Genomic DNA, 15853 nt, shown 5'->3' with positions numbered 1-15853 from the left:
CTGTCATGGTCACTGGATCACCTCGATAAGAACGGGCCCGCGCTCAGAGCAGGGCGGCCTTCGGCCCGTCCGGCTCCTCCAGGCGCTTCTGGAGCACCGCGCGGGCCAGCTCGGACGACTCGTCCTCGGTGAGCCGGCGGAAGCCGTCCTCGGTGATCACGGTGATGATCGGATAGATCCGGCGGGCGACATCGGGACCACCGGTCGCCGAGTCGTCGTCAGCCGCGTCGTACAGAGCCTGCACCACGAGGGTGGTGGCCTGCTCCTCGGTCAGGCTGTCCCGGAACAGCTTCTTCATCGCACCCCGCGCGAAGATCGAGCCGGAGCCCGTCGCCGCGAAGTTGTGCTCCTCGGAACGGCCGCCCGTGACGTCGTACGAGAAGATGCGCCCCCGCTCGCGATCCAGGTCGTACCCCGCGAAGAGGGGCACCACGGCCAGACCCTGCATGGCCATGCCGAGGTTGGAGCGGATCATGGTCGACAGCCGGTTCGCCTTGCCCTCCAGCGACAGCTGGGCGCCCTCGACCTTCTCGAAGTGCTCCAGCTCCAGTTGGAAGAGCTTGACCATCTCCACGGCCAGACCGGCGGTGCCGGCGATACCCACGGCGGAGTACTCGTCGGCCGGGAAGACCTTCTCGATGTCCCGCTGGGCGATCACGTTGCCCATCGTGGCCCGGCGGTCACCGGCGAGCACCACGCCACCGGGGAACGTCACCGCCACGATGGTGGTCCCGTGCGGCGCCTCGAGCACGCCCTTGGTGGGCGGCAGCTGCCGGTTGCCGGGCAGCAGCTCGGGCTGGTGCTCCGACAGGAAGTCCATGAACGAAGAGGACCCTGGCGTCAGGAAGGCAGCTGGTAGACGCCCGGTGCTACGAGTGTTGGCTTCCACGCGTTTCCTTCCACGTATGCAGCAGCCCGCCTTATGACCTCGGGCTGATCCTTGAACTGCCCCAGTGCAGCGTTGCAGCTGAAGCACAGTACGCCACGGACCCTACCCGTCTCATGGCAGTGATCCACATGTGCAGGCACAGCCGCCAAACATATGCAGCAGACGCCTCCTTGCGAGGCGATCAAATCGTCACGCTCAGCTTTGGTGAGGCCGTAACTGCGCCTCAGGTGATCCTCGCGTCCGAGCGCGGCACGGCACGCCTTGCACCGCGTCGAGAGCCCGTCGGAAGCGGTCGCGTTGCGATGCCATTCGCTGTGCGGCTTGATCTCACCGCACATGCGACAGAGCTTGTGCCCCGGCGGGGCGTCCACCTTCTCCCGGACCGGCTTGCCCATGGCCTCCCGGCGGCGCCGGTAGTGCGCGGCGCTGTACTCCGCCACGCACTCCCGGCAATGCACCTGGAGGCCGTCACGCCGATTCCTGTCCCTCGCGAAGGCCACAGGCGGCAGATCACGCCTGCATTTCCTGCACTCCTTCGCATCCGGCTCCTCAGCCACCCAACTCCCCCGTCACCTTCACTTCGAAGGTAAGACGACGACTGCGCCTCTACTCTCCACCTTTTTGCACGAAGGAGCGCACGAAATCCTCGGCGTTTTCCTCGAGTACGTCGTCGATCTCGTCCAGGACGGAGTCCACGTCGTCCGACAGCTTCTCGTGCCGCTCCTTCAGGTCCTCCGAGGCCTGCGCTTCCTGCGCCTGCTCCTCGACCTCTTCGGTGGAGCGCGTGGCCTTCTGCTGCCCGCCGCCCGTGTCCTTGGTTGCCATATCCCTCACCCCGCTCAGTTCGCCTGCCGATCGGTGATGATCAGACCCTATAGGCCGGGTCCGACATCGGCCCCGCAGTTTCCACAACGTGCGGGGGCCATCTCGATGATTCCCGGACGGTGGGGTTTCCACCCTGTCCGCCCGGGGCGGTACGAGTACCCGCTGATCGCGCTCAGCCGCCGGACAGGACCCTGACCAGGTCTTCCGCCGTGCGGCAGCGGTCCAGCAGCTCCTTGACGTGATTTCGCGTTCCGCGTAGCGGTTCCAGGGTTGGAACGCGCTGGAGACTGTCCCGGCCGGGGAGGTCGAAGATGACCGAGTCCCAGCTGGCCGCGGCGACGTCGTCGGCGTACTGCTCCAGGCAGCGGCCCCGGAAGTAGGCGCGGGTGTCCTCCGGCGGCTTCGTGCGGGCCCTGTCGACCTCGGACTCGTCCAGCAGCCGCTTCATGCGTCCGCGGGCCGCCAGACGGTTGTAGAGGCCTTTCTCGGCCCGTACGTCGGCGTACTGGAGGTCGACCAGGTGCAGCCGGGCGGCGTCCCAGTCGAGGCCGTCACGGCGGCGGTAGCCCTCCATGAGCTCGCGCTTGGCCACCCAGTCCAGTTCTCCGGCGAGGCTCATCGGGTCGTTCTCCAGCCGGCCGAGGGTGTCCTCCCAGCGGCTGAGGACGTCCTTGGTCTGGTCGTCGGCGTCGGCGCCGAAGCGTTCCTCGACGTACTTGCGCGACAGCTCGTAGTACTCCATCTGCAGCTGGACCGCGGTGAGGGTCCGGCCGCTGCGCAGGGTGATCAGGCGCTTGAGGGAGGGGTCGTGGGAGACCTGGTGGAGGGTGCGGACGGGCTGGTCCACGGCCAGGTCCACGGCGATGAAGCCGTCCTCGATCATGGACAGGACCAGGGCGGTCGTGCCCAGCTTGAGGTAGGTGGAGATCTCGGAGAGGTTGGCGTCGCCGATGATCACGTGGAGGCGGCGGTATTTCTCGGCGTCCGCGTGGGGTTCGTCGCGGGTGTTGATGATGGGGCGCTTGAGGGTGGTCTCGAGGCCGACCTCGACTTCGAAGTAGTCCGCGCGCTGGCTGAGCTGGAAGCCGTGTTCGTGGCCGTCCTGGCCGATGCCGACGCGGCCGGCTCCGGCGAAGACCTGGCGGGAGACGAAGAAGGGGGTGAGGTGGCGCACGATGTCCGAGAAGGGGGTCTCCCGCTTCATCAGGTAGTTCTCGTGCGTGCCGTAGGAGGCGCCCTTGTTGTCGGTGTTGTTCTTGTAGAGGTGGATGGGCTGGGCGCCGGGCAGCTGCGCGGCCCGTTCGGCGGCTTCGGCCATGATCCGCTCGCCGGCCTTGTCCCAGAGGACGGCGTCGCGGGGGTTGGTCACCTCGGGGGCGCTGTATTCGGGGTGGGCGTGGTCCACGTAGAGCCGCGCACCGTTGGTGAGGATCACGTTGGCGAGGCCGATGTCCTCGTCGGTGAGCTGGCTGGCGTCGGCGGCTTCCCGGGCGAGGTCGAAGCCTCGCGCGTCGCGTAGCGGGTTCTCCTCCTCGAAGTCCCAGCGGGCCCGTCGGGCCCGGTGCATCGCCGCCGCGTAGGCGTTGACGATCTGGGACGAGGTGAGCATGGCATTGGCGTTCGGGTGGCCGGGGACGGAGATGCCGTACTCCGTCTCGATGCCCATTACTCGCCGTACGGTCATGCGGCCCTCCTTGCCCGGCGGCACCCTCGGTCGTGGGCGCCGCTCAAGTACCGCTGGCGCTCCGGTGCGTGTGCGGTGCCCGTCCCCGCACTGCGCGTCCCGGCGGTAGGAACGAGCCTAGAACGCCTTTGCGCTGGTGGGGAGATCATTTGCGTCATTCGATGCTCCGGTCGTGGCCCGGAAACAGCTCGGCTGCGGGTACCCGGTGAGGGCACCCGCAGCCGCCCTGCCGTTACAGGTACTGACCGGTGTTCGCCACCGTGTCGATGGAGCGTCCGGTGTCCGCGCCCTGCTTTCCGGTGATGAGCGTACGGATGTACACGATCCGCTCGCCCTTCTTTCCGGAGATCCGGGCCCAGTCGTCCGGGTTCGTGGTGTTGGGCAGGTCCTCGTTCTCCTTGAACTCGTCCACGCAGGCCTGGAGCAGGTGGGAGACGCGGAGACCCTTCTGGCTCTTCTCGAGGAAGTCCTTGATCGCCATCTTCTTGGCGCGGCCCACGATGTTCTCGATCATGGCGCCGGAGTTGAAGTCCTTGAAGTAGAGGACTTCCTTGTCGCCGTTGGCGTAGGTGACCTCCAGGAAGCGGTTCTCCTCGGATTCGGCGTACATGTGCTCGACCGCCGTCTGGATCATGCTCTGGACGGTGGTGGCCTTGTCGCCGCCGTGCTCGCCGAGGTCGTCCGTGTGCAGTGGCAGGCGTTCGGTGAGGTACTTGCCGAAGATGTCCTTGGCGGCTTCGGCGTCCGGACGCTCGATCTTGATCTTCACGTCGAGCCGGCCGGGGCGCAGGATGGCGGGGTCGATCATGTCCTCGCGGTTGGAGGCACCGATCACGACCACGTTCTGCAGGCCTTCCACGCCGTCGATCTCGGCGAGCAGCTGGGGGACGATGGTGTTCTCCACGTCCGAGCTGACGCCGGAGCCGCGGGTGCGGAAGAGGGACTCCATCTCGTCGAAGAAGACGATCACGGGGGTGCCCTCGCTGGCCTTCTCACGCGCACGCTGGAAGACGAGGCGGATCTGCCGCTCGGTCTCGCCGACGTACTTGTTGAGCAGCTCGGGGCCCTTGATGTTGAGGAAGAAGCTCTTGCCGGCGGCTTGGCCGGTGACCTCGGCGACCTTCTTGGCCAGCGAGTTCGCGACGGCCTTGGCGATGAGTGTCTTGCCGCAGCCGGGCGGGCCGTAGAGCAGGACGCCCTTGGGCGGGCGCAGCTCGTGCTCCTTGAACAGGTCCGGGTAGAGGTAGGGCAGCTCGACCGCGTCGCGGATGGCCTCGATCTGGTTGCCCAGGCCACCGATCTGTTCGTAGCCGATGTCGGGGACCTCTTCGAGGACGAGTTCCTCGACCTCGCTCTTGGGCACGACCTCGTAGACGTAGCCGGAGCGGGGTTCGAGCAGCAGGGCGTCGCCGGGGCGGATGGTGACGTCCAGCAGCGGCTCGGCGAGCCGCACCACCCGTTCCTCGTCGGTGTGCCCCAGTACGAGGGCGCGTTCGCCGTCCTCGAGGATCTCCTTGAGGGTGACGATGTCGCCGACGCGCTCGAATTCCATGGCCTCGACCACGTTGAGCGCTTCGTTGAGCATGACCTCCTGGCCGCGCCTCATGTCGTCGAGGTCGACGCTGGGGCTGACGTTCACCCGGAGCTTGCGGCCCCCGGTGAAGATGTCGGCGGTGCCGTCCTCGTTCGCCTGCAGGAAGACACCGAAGCCGGCCGGTGGCTGGGCCAGCCGGTCGACCTCTTCCTTGAGGGCCACGATCTGGTCGCGGGCTTCACGGAGGGTGTTGGCCAGTCGCTCGTTCTGGGCGGAGACGCCGGCCAGGTTGGTCTGCAGCTCGACGATCCGCTCTTCGAGAATCCTCGTGTGACGCGGAGAGTCGGCGAGCTTACGTCGCAGGACGGCGATCTCCTGCTCAAGGTAGGCGATCTGCCCGGCCGGGTCGTCGGACCCGCGTCCCGGGCGGATGCCGCGGTTCATGTCGTCGTCGTGGGCTGCCACGGTCCTCACCTCCTCCAAGGGGAGCTGGACGCTTCCAGACCCTACCTGGGTGGGTATCGATTGAAACCCCTAGATCACAAAGACTGTCAAGGTGTGTCGTCGGTCACCCGGTGCGCACTCCCTCGCACCGAGGGGATACCCACTCAACGTGATGGGAAAGCAGCCTGTTCCGGGGATGGCGTGGTCAAAACCCGCCACGTCTGGCTGGAGTTGTCCGTTCGATGCGTGGTCGGCCCGGATGTGGACAGCACACGGCGCGCTCCGGCGATCATCACGCAGAGCGACGAAACGGGCGGGTGGTGTCACTGCGGGGAGCGGCCTGAAGTTGTCGACCCGGCCGCCGGGGCGCCCCCTTCCCGGTCCGGCGCTGGTACCCGAGCGGGGCGGGCCGGAAACCCCGAACCGGCCGAACCCGGCCGCGAACCGGGCAGGGGTAGGGTCGGGGTTGTTCAACAGCCGCTGGAGCGGACCCGGCTGGCCTTCGTGGCGGCGGGACCGCCCGGCGAACCGACGGCAGGAGAGATGACCGTGCAGCAGGAGGCCCCGGGCGGGGAGGCGCTGGAGGTCTGGATCGACCAGGACCTGTGTACCGGCGACGGGATCTGTGCCCAGTACGCCCCGGAGGTGTTCGAGCTGGACATCGACGGGCTGGCCTATGTGAAGGGCGCGGACGACGAGCTGCTCCAGGCTCCGGGGGCGACCACGCCGGTGCCGCTGCCGCTGCTGGCTGATGTGGTGGACTCGGCCAAGGAGTGTCCCGGTGACTGCATCCATGTGCGCCGGGTTTCGGACAGGGTCGAGGTGTACGGGCCCGACGCGGAGTGAGCCCGGTTCAGGCGCTGTGGGCCCCGGCCGGCGTGGAGCGGAGGAAGGCGCTGCCGTTCCACTGCCACGTGGCCGGGGTCTTCTCGTCGGGGCAGCAACTGGGCACGGTGTCCGATGAGTAGCCGAGCAGTGTGGCGGATACGGTGCGCGCGTGTACGGCGAAGTCGGTGACGGTGGTCCGGTCGCCTGGGTCGACGAGTGTGGCGACCACGTGCGGCTTGCCGCCGTCGGCGGAGCGGGTGAGGACGTAGACGCCGTCGGGCGGGGTTCCCATGGGGGCGTCGCAGTGGACCACGGCGACGGTTTCGGGCCTGCCGTCGCCGTCCAGGTCTCCGGTGGCCTTCTTGACGACCACCGGCTTCACCGGCCCGCATTCCAGCGGGAACTCGACACCGGCCGTGCTCGGCGGTGCGACGGCTGCGGGGGCGGACTTCGTCTCCGGGCCGGAGGCGGACTGGGCGGCTGTGGCCGATCCGGGCTGGGCGAGGGAGGAGAGAGCCACGACGCCTGCGACGGCCGTGGCGGTGGCGACCCAGTGGATGGGCCGGGTCTGGGCGTGGGCTAGCTCCGGAACGGCGGATTGCTGCACGAGGAGTGTCTCCTGTGAGGGCTGTGCCGGTGGGGTGGCCTGCATGGTGCCACACGTCACAGTGCGGGGGAACGGCGGGGTCATGGATTGCCCCGCCGGCAGGCGCGCGGTCGTGCGGGGCCGTCGCGCGGCGCTTTCGGCGGGCGCGCACGGGGCGTGGGGGTCCTGGTGCCCTGTCAACGGACGGGCGCCGTGACCGAGTTCCTTCGAGTGGGAGGAACTCGGCCACGGCGCCCTTGTGTTGTGCGTGCGCGGGGCCGGTCAGCGGCCGGCGCCGCCGTCGGCGTTCGGTCCGGCGTAGTCCTCGCCGTAGGCGCCCTTGGCGGGGCGGCGGCGGCGCATGGGCGGCTCGACGCCGTCGGCGAGGCGGCGGGCGGTGAGCAGGAAGCCGGTGTGGCCGATCATCCGGTGGTCCGGGCGGACGGCCAGGCCCTCGATGTGCCAGTTGCGGATCATGGTTTCCCAAGCGGTCGGCTCGTTGAAGCTGCCGATCTCCCGGATGGATTCCACGGTCCGGGCGAGCTGGGTGGTGGTGGCCACGTAGCAGCACAGGATGCCGCCCGGGACGAGCGCCTTGGAGACCGCCTCCAGGCACTCCCAGGGGGCGAGCATGTCGAGGATGACGCGGTCGACGTCGGTGTCGGAGAGGTTGTCCTGCAGATCGCCGACGGTGAGCTGCCAGGCGGGGTGCGGGCCGCCGAAGTAGCGTTCCACGTTCTGCCGGGCGATGTCGGCGAAGTCCTCGCGGCGTTCGTAGGAGTGCAGCATGCCCTCGTCGCCGATGGCCCGCAGCAGGAAGCTGCTGAGCGAGCCGGAGCCGACGCCGGCCTCGACGACGCGTGCGCCGGGGAAGATGTCGGCGAAGGCGAGGATCTGCCCCGCGTCCTTCGGGTAGACGACGGCTGCCCCGCGGGGCATGGACAGGACGTAGTCGGGGAGCAGGGGGCGCAGCGCGAGGTAGGCGACGTTGCCGGTGGTGCGGACAACGCTGCCCTCGGGAGCGCCGATCAGTTCGTCGTGCGGGAAGGAGCCCTTGTGGGTGTGGAAATTCTTCCCGGCTTCGAGCGTGAACGTGTAGTGGCGGCCCTTGGGGTCGGTCAGCTGTACCTGGTCCCCGACCTTGAAGGGCCCGCGCCTGCGGGCGGCACCGGTCGGTTCGGACATGTGAACAGCCTACCGGTTCCGTGCGGGGGGTTCGGCCGGTGGCAGTGGCGCCTCAGGCAGGCCGTGCCATCGCTTTGACGAAGGCCCGCTCCACGTCCGCCGCCGACAGTACGCCGTAGATCTCGCCTGTCTCCTCGACCACCAGGTACTCGGTGGCCGGGGTGGCGCGGAGGGTGTCCAGCAGGGCCTCGCCGGCCAGTTCCGCGGAGACCCGCATGCCGTCGGTCAGCTCCTGGGCCAGGCCGCTCACGGCCACCCAGGGGCGGCGGTGCTCGGGTACGCCGACGATGGCGGCCTCGCGGACGAGGGCGAGGGGGTGGCCGTCGGCGTCGACCACGACGAGGGCGCGGGCGCCGGCGGCGTTGGCCCGGCGCAGGGCTTCGGAGAGCGGGGTGTCGTTCTCGACCGGCACGGCCCGCCGGGTGAGGGCGCGGGCGCGCAGCTCGGGGAGGTGTTCGCGCAGCCGGGCCATGCGCAGGCTGTTGCCGGCGCCGGTCCAGATGATCGCGGCGAGGATGGCGGCGAGCAGGGCGTCGGTGACGGTGTCCATGCCGCCCACGTCCTCGGTGCCGTTGCCGAAGGCGCCGGACTGGTTGAGCAGTGGGAGGCCGATCAGGACGGTGACGGCGAGGGCGCGGCCGACCCAGGCTGCGGCGATCGTGCCGCTCATCGGCCTGCCGGTGACTTTCCAGACGACGGCGCGGAGCATGCGACCGCCGTCCAGGGGGAGGCCGGGGAGGAGGTTGAAGATCGCCACGATGAGGTTGGAGATCATCAGTCCGGCCAGCAGGACGCCGGGTACGGTGCCGGGCTCGACGGGTTTCAGGGCGAGGTAGAACAGCCCGGCCAGGACGAGCGAGAGCAGCGGGCCGACGAAGGCCAGCACGAACTCCCGGCCCGGGGTCTCGGCCTCCTTCTCGATCTCCGAGACGCCGCCGAAGAACTGCAGCTGGATGCGGCGGACCGGGAGCTTGAAGCGGATCGCGGCGACCGTGTGGGCCAGCTCGTGGACCAGGACGGAGGCGTAGAAGGCGACCGCGAAGAACAGGGAGACGAGGTAGCGGGCGGCGCCCAGCTCGGGCAGTACGCGGTCGAGCTGTCCGCCGAAGACCCAGGTGATCAGCGCGGCGACGAGGAACCAGCTCGGCGCGACGTAGACGGGCACGCCGAAGGGGCGGCCCATGAGAATGCCGCCGCCGGGTTCCTGTGGGCGCGGCTGGGGCGGCTCGCCCTTGGCGATCCCGGAGTGCGCGAGGGAGCGGTGCTCGGCGGGGCCGGCGTCGGGGCCCGCGGCCGGGGTGCGGTGGTCCGGATCGGCGCCGGGGCCGGGCGCCGGGGTGCGGTGCTCGGCGGGATCGTGGCCGGGCGCCGGGGTGCGGTGGTCCGGATCGGCGCCGGGGCCGGGCGCCGGGGTGCGGTGCTCGGCGGGGTCGTGGCCGGGCGCCGGGGTGCGGTGGTCCGGGTCGGCGTCGGGGCTGGGCGCCGGGGTGCGGTGCTCGGCGGGGTCGTGGCCGGGCGCCGGGGTGCGGTGGTCCGGGTCGGGGCCGGGGCCGGCGGCCGGGGTGGTGCGGTGGTCCGGGGCGGCGGCGCGTCGCGTGCCGGGCGTCGCGTGCTCCGCGTCGCCTTCGTCTTCTCGGGCGGCCGGTCCCGTCACACCGGTTCGGGCGGTTCCGGTGGTCCGGTCAGGCGCGTCGGCTTCGGCGGTTCCGGAGGTTCCCGAGGTCGTGGGTGCCGTGGCGGGTGCCGTGGGTGCGGCTGGGGTCGGGGCCGTCGGGCGCGGGTTCTCGGGGCCGTGCCCGGACCGCTCCGTGGGAGGGGTGTCCTGCCGGGAGGCCGGAGGGCGGGGTTGATCCGTGCGGGCAGGGTCGGGCGGCGGGGTCGTAGGGTCTGCGGTGTGCTCGGCCGGCTCGTCGTTGCCGGACCGCGGCTGCCCGCTCCCGCCGCTCACGTCCACGGTTTCCCCTCGTTCGAAGCGTCTTCCGGACCTGCCGGCCGGAAGGGTCTCTGGTCGATGGTATGCGGCATTGGTGGCGCGTTCCGCCCCGGCACCCTCTGTGTTTGCCCCGAGGTCGTACGGCCGACGCGCCCGGCGACTGGGTCACTGTCAGTGGTGGGCCGTATGGTCTGTGGACATGGACAGCAGCATCGAGGAGGCGGCGGCCCGAGAGGGCGGCGCCGAGCAGACGGGAGCGGCCGCCGCGCAGCAGCCTGCGATTCCCTCACCGGCGCCCCCGCTCCAGGAGGCCCCGCCGGATCCCTCGATGCCTCCGGCCGCGGAACCTGTGGCGGAGACGGCCGTGGAACCGCCGACGGGACACGTGGCGGAACCGCCGGCAGAACCGGCCGCGGAACCTCCGGCGGAACCGGCCGCGGAACCCCCGGCGCAGCCCGCGGCAGATGTGGCTGCGCAACCGCCGGCAGAACCGTCCGCGGAGCCGTCGGCGGAACCCGTGCCGATGGCGGCGTCCGGTGCGGAGCGGGTCGCCGTGGCGCCCGCCTCGTTGTCGCCCTCGCGGGCCAGTGACTTCATGCAGTGCCCGTTGCTGTACCGGTTCCGGGTGATCGACCGGCTGCCCGAGAAGCCGAGCGAGGCGGCCACGCGCGGGACGCTGGTGCATGCCGTGCTGGAGCGGCTGTTCGACGCGCCCGCCGGGGAGCGGACCGCGCCGCGGGCCAAGGCGCTGATCCCTGGCCAGTGGGACCGGCTGCGCGAGAGCAGGCCGGAGGTGACGGAGCTGTTCGCCGACGATCCGGACGGCGAGCGGATGGCGGGCTGGCTCGCGGAGGCCGAGCGGCTCGTGGAGCGCTGGTTCACGCTGGAGGACCCGACGCGGCTGGAGCCGGCCGAGCGGGAGCTGTTCGTGGAGGCCGAGCTGGAGTCGGGTCTGCGGCTGCGCGGGATCATCGACCGCGTGGACGTGGCGCCGACCGGCGAGGTGCGGATCGTCGACTACAAGACGGGCAAGGCGCCGCGGCCGGAGTACGCCGAGGGCGCGCTGTTCCAGATGAAGTTCTACGCCCTCGTGGTGTGGCGGCTGAAGCGAGTGATCCCGCGCCGGCTGCAGCTCGTCTACCTGGGCAGCGGGGACGTGCTGACGTACGACCCCGTCCTCGCCGACCTGGAACGGGTGGAGCGCAAGCTGCACGCGCTGTGGAAGGCCATCCGGCAGGCCACGGAGACCGGGAACTGGCGGCCCCGGCCGACCAAGCTGTGCGGCTGGTGCGACCACCAGGCCCACTGCCCGGAGTTCGGCGGCACTCCCCCGCCCTATCCGCTGCCGGTCGCTACGGCCGAGTCCGGCACCGTGTGAACCGATGTGAGCCGGTGATCGGACGCAGGGCAGAATGGGGCCGGACTAGCGAAGGAGTGTCACGTGGCCATCCGCGTCCTACTGGTCGACGACCAGCCCCTGCTGCGTACGGGTTTCCGGATGATCCTGGAGGCCGAGCAGGACATCGCGGTCGTGGGCGAGGCCGGTGACGGCCTGCAGGCCCTCGACCAGGTGCGCGCCCTGCAGCCCGATGTCGTGCTCATGGACATCCGGATGCCCCGCATGGACGGTGTGGAGGCCACCCGGCAGATCACCGGACCCGGCCGGGACGGCCCGGCCAAGGTGCTGGTGCTGACCACGTTCGATCTGGACGAGTACGTGGTGGAGGCGCTGCGCGCCGGGGCGAGCGGCTTCCTGCTCAAGGACGCGCCCGCCAACGAGCTGGTGCAGGCGATCCGGGTCGTGGCGGCCGGCGAGGCCATGCTCGCCCCGAGCATCACCCGGCGGCTGCTGGACAAGTACGCCACGCATCTGCCGTCCGGCGAGGAGCCGGTGCCGGACACCCTGGGCACCCTCACCGACCGTGAGGTGGAGGTGCTGAAGCTGGTGGCGCGCGGGCTGTCCAACGCCGAGATCGCGGCCGACCTGTTCGTCAGTGAGACGACCGTGAAGACGCACGTCGGACATGTGCTCACCAAGCTGGGGCTCCGGGACCGTGTGCAGGCGGCGGTGTACGCGTACGAGAGCGGGCTGGTGCGTCCCGGCGCCCAGTGAGGACGCAGGGCGGAAAGCCGCAGGGCGGAGAGCCGCAGAGCAGACAGAGGTAGGGCAGAAGGCCGTACGGCGGCCGGGCCTCGACGGCGAAGGGCGCCCTCTCCCGCGGAGAGGGCGCCCTTGCCGTGATCGTCGTCAGCTCTTGCTGAGTTCCCAGAAGCGGAACACCGTCGAGGCGTCCAGGCAGTACTCGAGGCCGTAGACACCGTCGCGGACGACCGCGTACTGCTTGGCCTGCCAGACCGGCAGCACGGGCAGCTCGTCGGCCACGATGTCCTGGAGCTTGCCGAACTCCCGGTCGGTGGAGGCCCGGTCGCTCTGTGCGGCCGTGGCCGGGATGAGGGTTCCGGTGATGGTGCGGTTGCTGTAGTTGTTCTGCAGCACGTTGCCCTTGCCGAAGAAGGGGGCCGTGAAGTTGTCGGCGTCCGGGTAGTCCGGCACCCAGCCCTTTATGTACACGCCGTATCTGCCGGCCGCGACGTCCTTCTCGTACTGGTCGAAGGCGATGGACTTCACGTCGGCGTCGAACAGGCCGCTGGCGTTGAGCTGGCCGGCGATGGCCTTCAGTTCCTCGTCGGTGGCGGGGCCGTACCGGGACGGCGTGGACCACAGGGTGAGCTTCACCTTGCCGCTGATGCCGTCGGCGTGCAGTGCGGCGGCGGCCTTGGCCCGGGAGGGACGGGCGCCGTAGGTGTCGAAGAAGGCGGTGTTGTGGCCCGCGATGCCGGCCGGGACGATCGAGTACAGCGGGGTGGCGGTGCCCTGGTACACGTCCTTCATCAGGGCGTCGCGGTCGATCAGGTAGGCCATGGCCTTGCGGACGCCGGGCTTGCCCGCCACCGGGTCCTTCATGTTGAAGACCAGGTGCTGGACCTCGGCGCTGTTGCCCTCGATGACGTCGACGTCCTTGTCGTCCTGCTGGTCGAGGTCGGCGATGTCGGAGGAGGTGAGGCCTCGGTAGGCGATGTCGATGTCGCCGTCGAGCAGGGCCTGCTTCAGGGCGCTGCGGTCGTCGTGGAAGAACTTGAGGGTGACGCCGGAGTTCTTGACCTTGACGGTGCCCTTGTAGTTGTCGTTGACCGAGAAGACCGCCTGCTCCTTGTCGAAGGAGTCCAGCTTGTAGGGGCCGGAGCCGACCGCCTTGTGGTCGGTGCGCAGGCCGTTCGCGTCGTACTGGCGGTGGTCCACGATGGAGCCGGCGCCGGAGGCGATCTTGCTGGGGAAGGTGGCGTCCGGCACCTTCAGGCGGAAGACGGCCGTGTTGGCGTCCGGTGTCTCGACCTTGTCGAGCATCGGGAACATGATCGCCGGGCCGGCGGGGTCGTTGATCTTCAGGATGCGCTCGAAGGAGAACTTCACGTCCTCCGAGGTGAGGGCGTCACCGTTGCTGAACTTGAGGCCGTCCTTGAGCCGGCACCGGTAGACCATGGCCCGGGTGTCGGTGAAGCCGCACTGTTTCGCCAGCTCGGGCTCGGGTTCGGTCGCGCCCTTGGGGAAACTGAGCAGCGACTGGAAGACGTTGTTGAACAACAGCCAGGAGCCGGGGTCGTAGCCGGAGGCCGGGTCGGTGGCGAGGACGTCGTCGGACATCCCCATCACCACCGAGGAGCCGGTCCCCCCGGAATCACCGGTCTCCGAGCCGCAGCCGGTAAGCAGGCCGGAGGCCAGCCCCGCCACGATGGGCAGGACTGGCCACTGGTTGCGCATGTTCACTTGAATTGTGCCTTGTCGTCGGATCGTCACCCCGGGGCCGCCGTCCTGGCCCCGGGACCCGGGGCAGCCGTCCCTGGCCCCCGGGTGAGAGAGCCGTCAGCCGCTCACACCACGGCCGAGCTCCCACAGCTGAAGCGTCGAGGAGGAGTTGAGGGCGTAGGACACGCCCGTGATGTCGTCCCGCGCGGCGACGTACTGCTTGCCCTGCCACAGCGGGAGGACGGGGACGTCCTCCGCGACGGTGTCCTGGATCTCGGTCAGGCTCTTGGCCGCGCCGAGCCGGTCGGCCTCACGGCGCGACTGCGGGATCAGCGAGCGCTGGATGGCGCTGTTGGAGTACGGCGAGCCGAGGAAGTTGTCCTTGTCGAGGAAGGGCGCGAGGAAGTTGTCGGCGTCCGGGAAGTCGGGGAACCAACCCATGCCGTAGACGTCGTACTCGCCCTTCCGCTCGGCGGGCCGGAAGTCCGCCCAGGGGTGGCCCTTGATGGAGGTGTCGAACAGGCCGCTGGCGTTGAGCTGCCGCTGCAGGATCTGGAACTCCTGCTTGGTGGCCGAGCCGTAGTGGTCGGTGGTGTAGTGCAGGGTCAGCTTCACCGGGGTGGTGATGCCGGCCTTGGCGAGCAGGCTCTTGGCCTTGTCGACGCTGGGGTTGCCGTACTTGTTGAAGAACGAGTTGGAGTGGCCGGTGACGGTGGCCGGGACCAGCGAGTACAGCGGCTCGGCCTGGGTGCCGTAGACCTTGGAGGTCAGCTCGCCGCGGTTGATGAGCTGGGCCATGGCCTGGCGTACGGCCTTGGACTTGACGCTGGACGCGTTGGTGTTGAAAGCCAGGTAGCGGATTTCGAGACCCGGCATGTCGACGAGGTCGACGTTGCTGTCACTGCCGCCGTCCAGCTTCTGGACCTGCGCGGGCGACATGGTGCGGGTCATGACGTCGATGTCGCCCTTGTCGATGGCGGTGCCCATGGCGTCGGCGTCGGCGAAGGCGCGCAGTTCGACCGCGTCGTTGTTCACCTGCACGCTGCCCTTGTAGGAGGGGTTCTTGGTGAAGGTGGCGCTGACGATCGCGTTGTCCTCGACCTCGGCCTTGAAGGTGTAGGGGCCGGAGCCGTCGACCTCGAAGCCGTCGCGGAGCTTGCCCTTGTCGTAGTCCTTCGGGTTGACGATGCCCGCGACCGGGGTGGACAGCTTGTACGGGAAGGTGGCGTCGGCCGTCTTCAGGTGGAAGATGACCTCGCGGTCGCCCTGCGTCTCGATCGTGTCGATGGTGTTCAGCAGGGCGGAGACACCGCTGTCGGCGTTGATGTGCAGCGCACGCTCGATGGAGTACTTGACGTCCGCGGCGGTCACCGCGTCACCGCTGGCGAACTGCAGGCCCTCGCGCAGCTTGCAGGCGTAGCGCTCGCTGCCGCTGTCGGTGAAGGAGCAGCTCTCGGCGGCGTCGGGGATGGGCTCGCCCTCGCCCTTGGACTGCGCCATCAGCGTCTGCACGGACTGGCGCAGGATGTTCCAGGTGCCGACGTCGTAGGCGTAGGCCGGGTCGAGGGGCGCCGGGGCGTCCGTGGTGGCGGTGAACCGGTCCGTGGTGCCGACGACGATGGCGTCGCCGCTCTTGCTCCCGCTGTCGGACCCGCCGCACGCGGCGAGAACCGGGGTGAGCAGGCCGGCCACCGCCGGCAGCACCAAAGTCTTGCGGTTCATGCGGGAGTTTCTCCAGAGCTGTTCGGGTCCGTGTATCCGGCATGCATGGGTGGTGCGGCGGACCACGGGGGTTCTTCGGCGATGTTCTCGCGACGAGATTAGTCCGCACCCGCAGGGGGGTTCGCAGCCGCGTGAGTTGACCCCCCATCACGCAGTGGAACCGGCCGCGGACAGACCGAAAACCCGACAGCGGCAGGATTAGTGCAGCATCCCACCAATCGGGACACAAAGACCCTCAGATTCTGCACAGACAGGACCGGCCAGCACACTTGGCCAACGTTGTCGAGCCCGTCCGGCGTGGGGAACGTCACACCTGCAACTGTCTGACCAGTCAGCAGAATTCGACCGGTCGGACCGGCCCGAATTCCAGCCGGGTGTACTTCCCCGGAAATATGTCCAGCGCGTCCAATGGACTTTG

The 15853-nt window shown here is 69.5% G+C and carries 13 protein-coding genes; 3 read left to right on the top strand and 10 right to left on the bottom strand.

Features of this window, described 5'->3' with window-relative positions:
• Positions 1 to 43: 43 nt before the first annotated feature.
• The 5 genes from prcB to arc all read right to left on the bottom strand — a co-directional run bounded on the left by prcB (position 44) and on the right by arc (position 5397).
• Positions 44 to 889: a proteasome subunit beta gene (prcB, locus tag ACZ4SF_RS16360; protein ID WP_468384137.1), complete on the bottom strand. Its 846-nt coding sequence runs from the start codon at positions 887 to 889 to the stop codon at positions 44 to 46.
• Entirely contained in the window at positions 841 to 1446 is a 606-nt protein-coding gene (locus ACZ4SF_RS16355) for an endonuclease VII domain-containing protein (protein WP_468384134.1), read from the bottom strand. Before ACZ4SF_RS16355 ends, prcB begins: the two co-directional genes overlap by 49 nt.
• 49 nt (positions 1447 to 1495) lie before the next feature.
• Complete coding sequence (locus tag ACZ4SF_RS16350; RefSeq protein ID WP_059248381.1) at positions 1496 to 1714, bottom strand: ubiquitin-like protein Pup; 219 nt, start codon at positions 1712 to 1714, stop codon at positions 1496 to 1498.
• Positions 1715 to 1886: 172 nt separating this feature from the next.
• Entirely contained in the window at positions 1887 to 3398 is a 1512-nt protein-coding gene (gene dop, locus ACZ4SF_RS16345) for a depupylase/deamidase Dop (RefSeq protein WP_468384130.1), read from the bottom strand.
• Between the two features lie 232 nt (positions 3399 to 3630).
• Positions 3631 to 5397: a proteasome ATPase gene (gene arc, locus ACZ4SF_RS16340; RefSeq protein WP_468384128.1), complete on the bottom strand. Its 1767-nt coding sequence runs from the start codon at positions 5395 to 5397 to the stop codon at positions 3631 to 3633.
• 522 nt (positions 5398 to 5919) lie between these two features.
• Between arc and ACZ4SF_RS16335 the strand changes: the two genes are divergently transcribed.
• A complete protein-coding gene (locus ACZ4SF_RS16335; protein ID WP_468384125.1) occupies positions 5920 to 6222 on the top strand; it encodes a ferredoxin in 303 nt (100 codons plus the stop codon).
• A gap of 7 nt (positions 6223 to 6229) precedes the next feature.
• Here ACZ4SF_RS16335 and ACZ4SF_RS16330 read toward each other — a convergent pair whose 3' ends face one another.
• From ACZ4SF_RS16330 to ACZ4SF_RS16320, 3 genes are all read right to left on the bottom strand, one after another.
• The gene (locus ACZ4SF_RS16330; protein ID WP_468384123.1) at positions 6230 to 6811 is read right to left on the bottom strand and encodes a hypothetical protein; all 582 of its coding nucleotides are present in this window, start codon (positions 6809 to 6811) and stop codon (positions 6230 to 6232) included.
• Positions 6812 to 7072: 261 nt separating this feature from the next.
• On the bottom strand, positions 7073 to 7975 hold the full coding sequence (locus ACZ4SF_RS16325; RefSeq protein ID WP_468384120.1) for a tRNA (adenine-N1)-methyltransferase: 903 nt from the start codon (positions 7973 to 7975) through the stop codon (positions 7073 to 7075).
• 52 nt (positions 7976 to 8027) lie between these two features.
• On the bottom strand, positions 8028 to 9629 hold the full coding sequence (locus ACZ4SF_RS16320; RefSeq protein WP_468384117.1) for a site-2 protease family protein: 1602 nt from the start codon (positions 9627 to 9629) through the stop codon (positions 8028 to 8030).
• 478 nt (positions 9630 to 10107) lie between these two features.
• Between ACZ4SF_RS16320 and ACZ4SF_RS16315 the strand changes: the two genes are divergently transcribed.
• Both ACZ4SF_RS16315 and ACZ4SF_RS16310 read left to right on the top strand, forming a co-directional pair.
• Positions 10108 to 11286: a RecB family exonuclease gene (locus ACZ4SF_RS16315; protein WP_468384115.1), complete on the top strand. Its 1179-nt coding sequence runs from the start codon at positions 10108 to 10110 to the stop codon at positions 11284 to 11286.
• A gap of 63 nt (positions 11287 to 11349) precedes the next feature.
• The gene (locus ACZ4SF_RS16310) at positions 11350 to 12021 is read left to right on the top strand and encodes a response regulator (RefSeq protein ID WP_201840033.1); all 672 of its coding nucleotides are present in this window, start codon (positions 11350 to 11352) and stop codon (positions 12019 to 12021) included.
• A gap of 135 nt (positions 12022 to 12156) precedes the next feature.
• Here the strand turns inward: ACZ4SF_RS16310 and ACZ4SF_RS16305 are convergent, their stop codons facing one another.
• Entirely contained in the window at positions 12157 to 13734 is a 1578-nt protein-coding gene (locus ACZ4SF_RS16305) for an ABC transporter substrate-binding protein (protein ID WP_468384112.1), read from the bottom strand.
• 96 nt (positions 13735 to 13830) lie between these two features.
• Positions 13831 to 15435 (bottom strand): ABC transporter substrate-binding protein, encoded by a 1605-nt coding sequence (locus tag ACZ4SF_RS16300; RefSeq protein ID WP_468384110.1) that lies wholly within the window; start codon positions 15433 to 15435, stop codon positions 13831 to 13833.
• Between the last annotated feature and the right edge of the window lie 418 nt (positions 15436 to 15853).

This window comes from Streptomyces sp. NPDC027663, assembly GCF_055566415.1.
The sequence above is the reverse complement of the archived record's forward strand: the minus strand, read 5'-3'. Positions and strand labels throughout refer to the sequence as shown.

Excerpts from the sequence above, each read along its gene's own strand:
- ACZ4SF_RS16350 (WP_059248381.1), bottom strand. The coding sequence starts at position 1,714 with ATGGCAACCAAGGACACGGGCGGCGGGCAGCAGAAGGCCACGCGCTCC.
- dop (WP_468384130.1), bottom strand. The coding sequence starts at position 3,398 with ATGACCGTACGGCGAGTAATGGGCATCGAGACGGAGTACGGCATCTCC.
- ACZ4SF_RS16335 (WP_468384125.1), top strand. The coding sequence starts at position 5,920 with ATGACCGTGCAGCAGGAGGCCCCGGGCGGGGAGGCGCTGGAGGTCTGG.
- ACZ4SF_RS16325 (WP_468384120.1), bottom strand. The coding sequence starts at position 7,975 with ATGTCCGAACCGACCGGTGCCGCCCGCAGGCGCGGGCCCTTCAAGGTC.
- ACZ4SF_RS16315 (WP_468384115.1), top strand. The coding sequence starts at position 10,108 with ATGGACAGCAGCATCGAGGAGGCGGCGGCCCGAGAGGGCGGCGCCGAG.
- ACZ4SF_RS16300 (WP_468384110.1), bottom strand. The coding sequence starts at position 15,435 with ATGAACCGCAAGACTTTGGTGCTGCCGGCGGTGGCCGGCCTGCTCACC.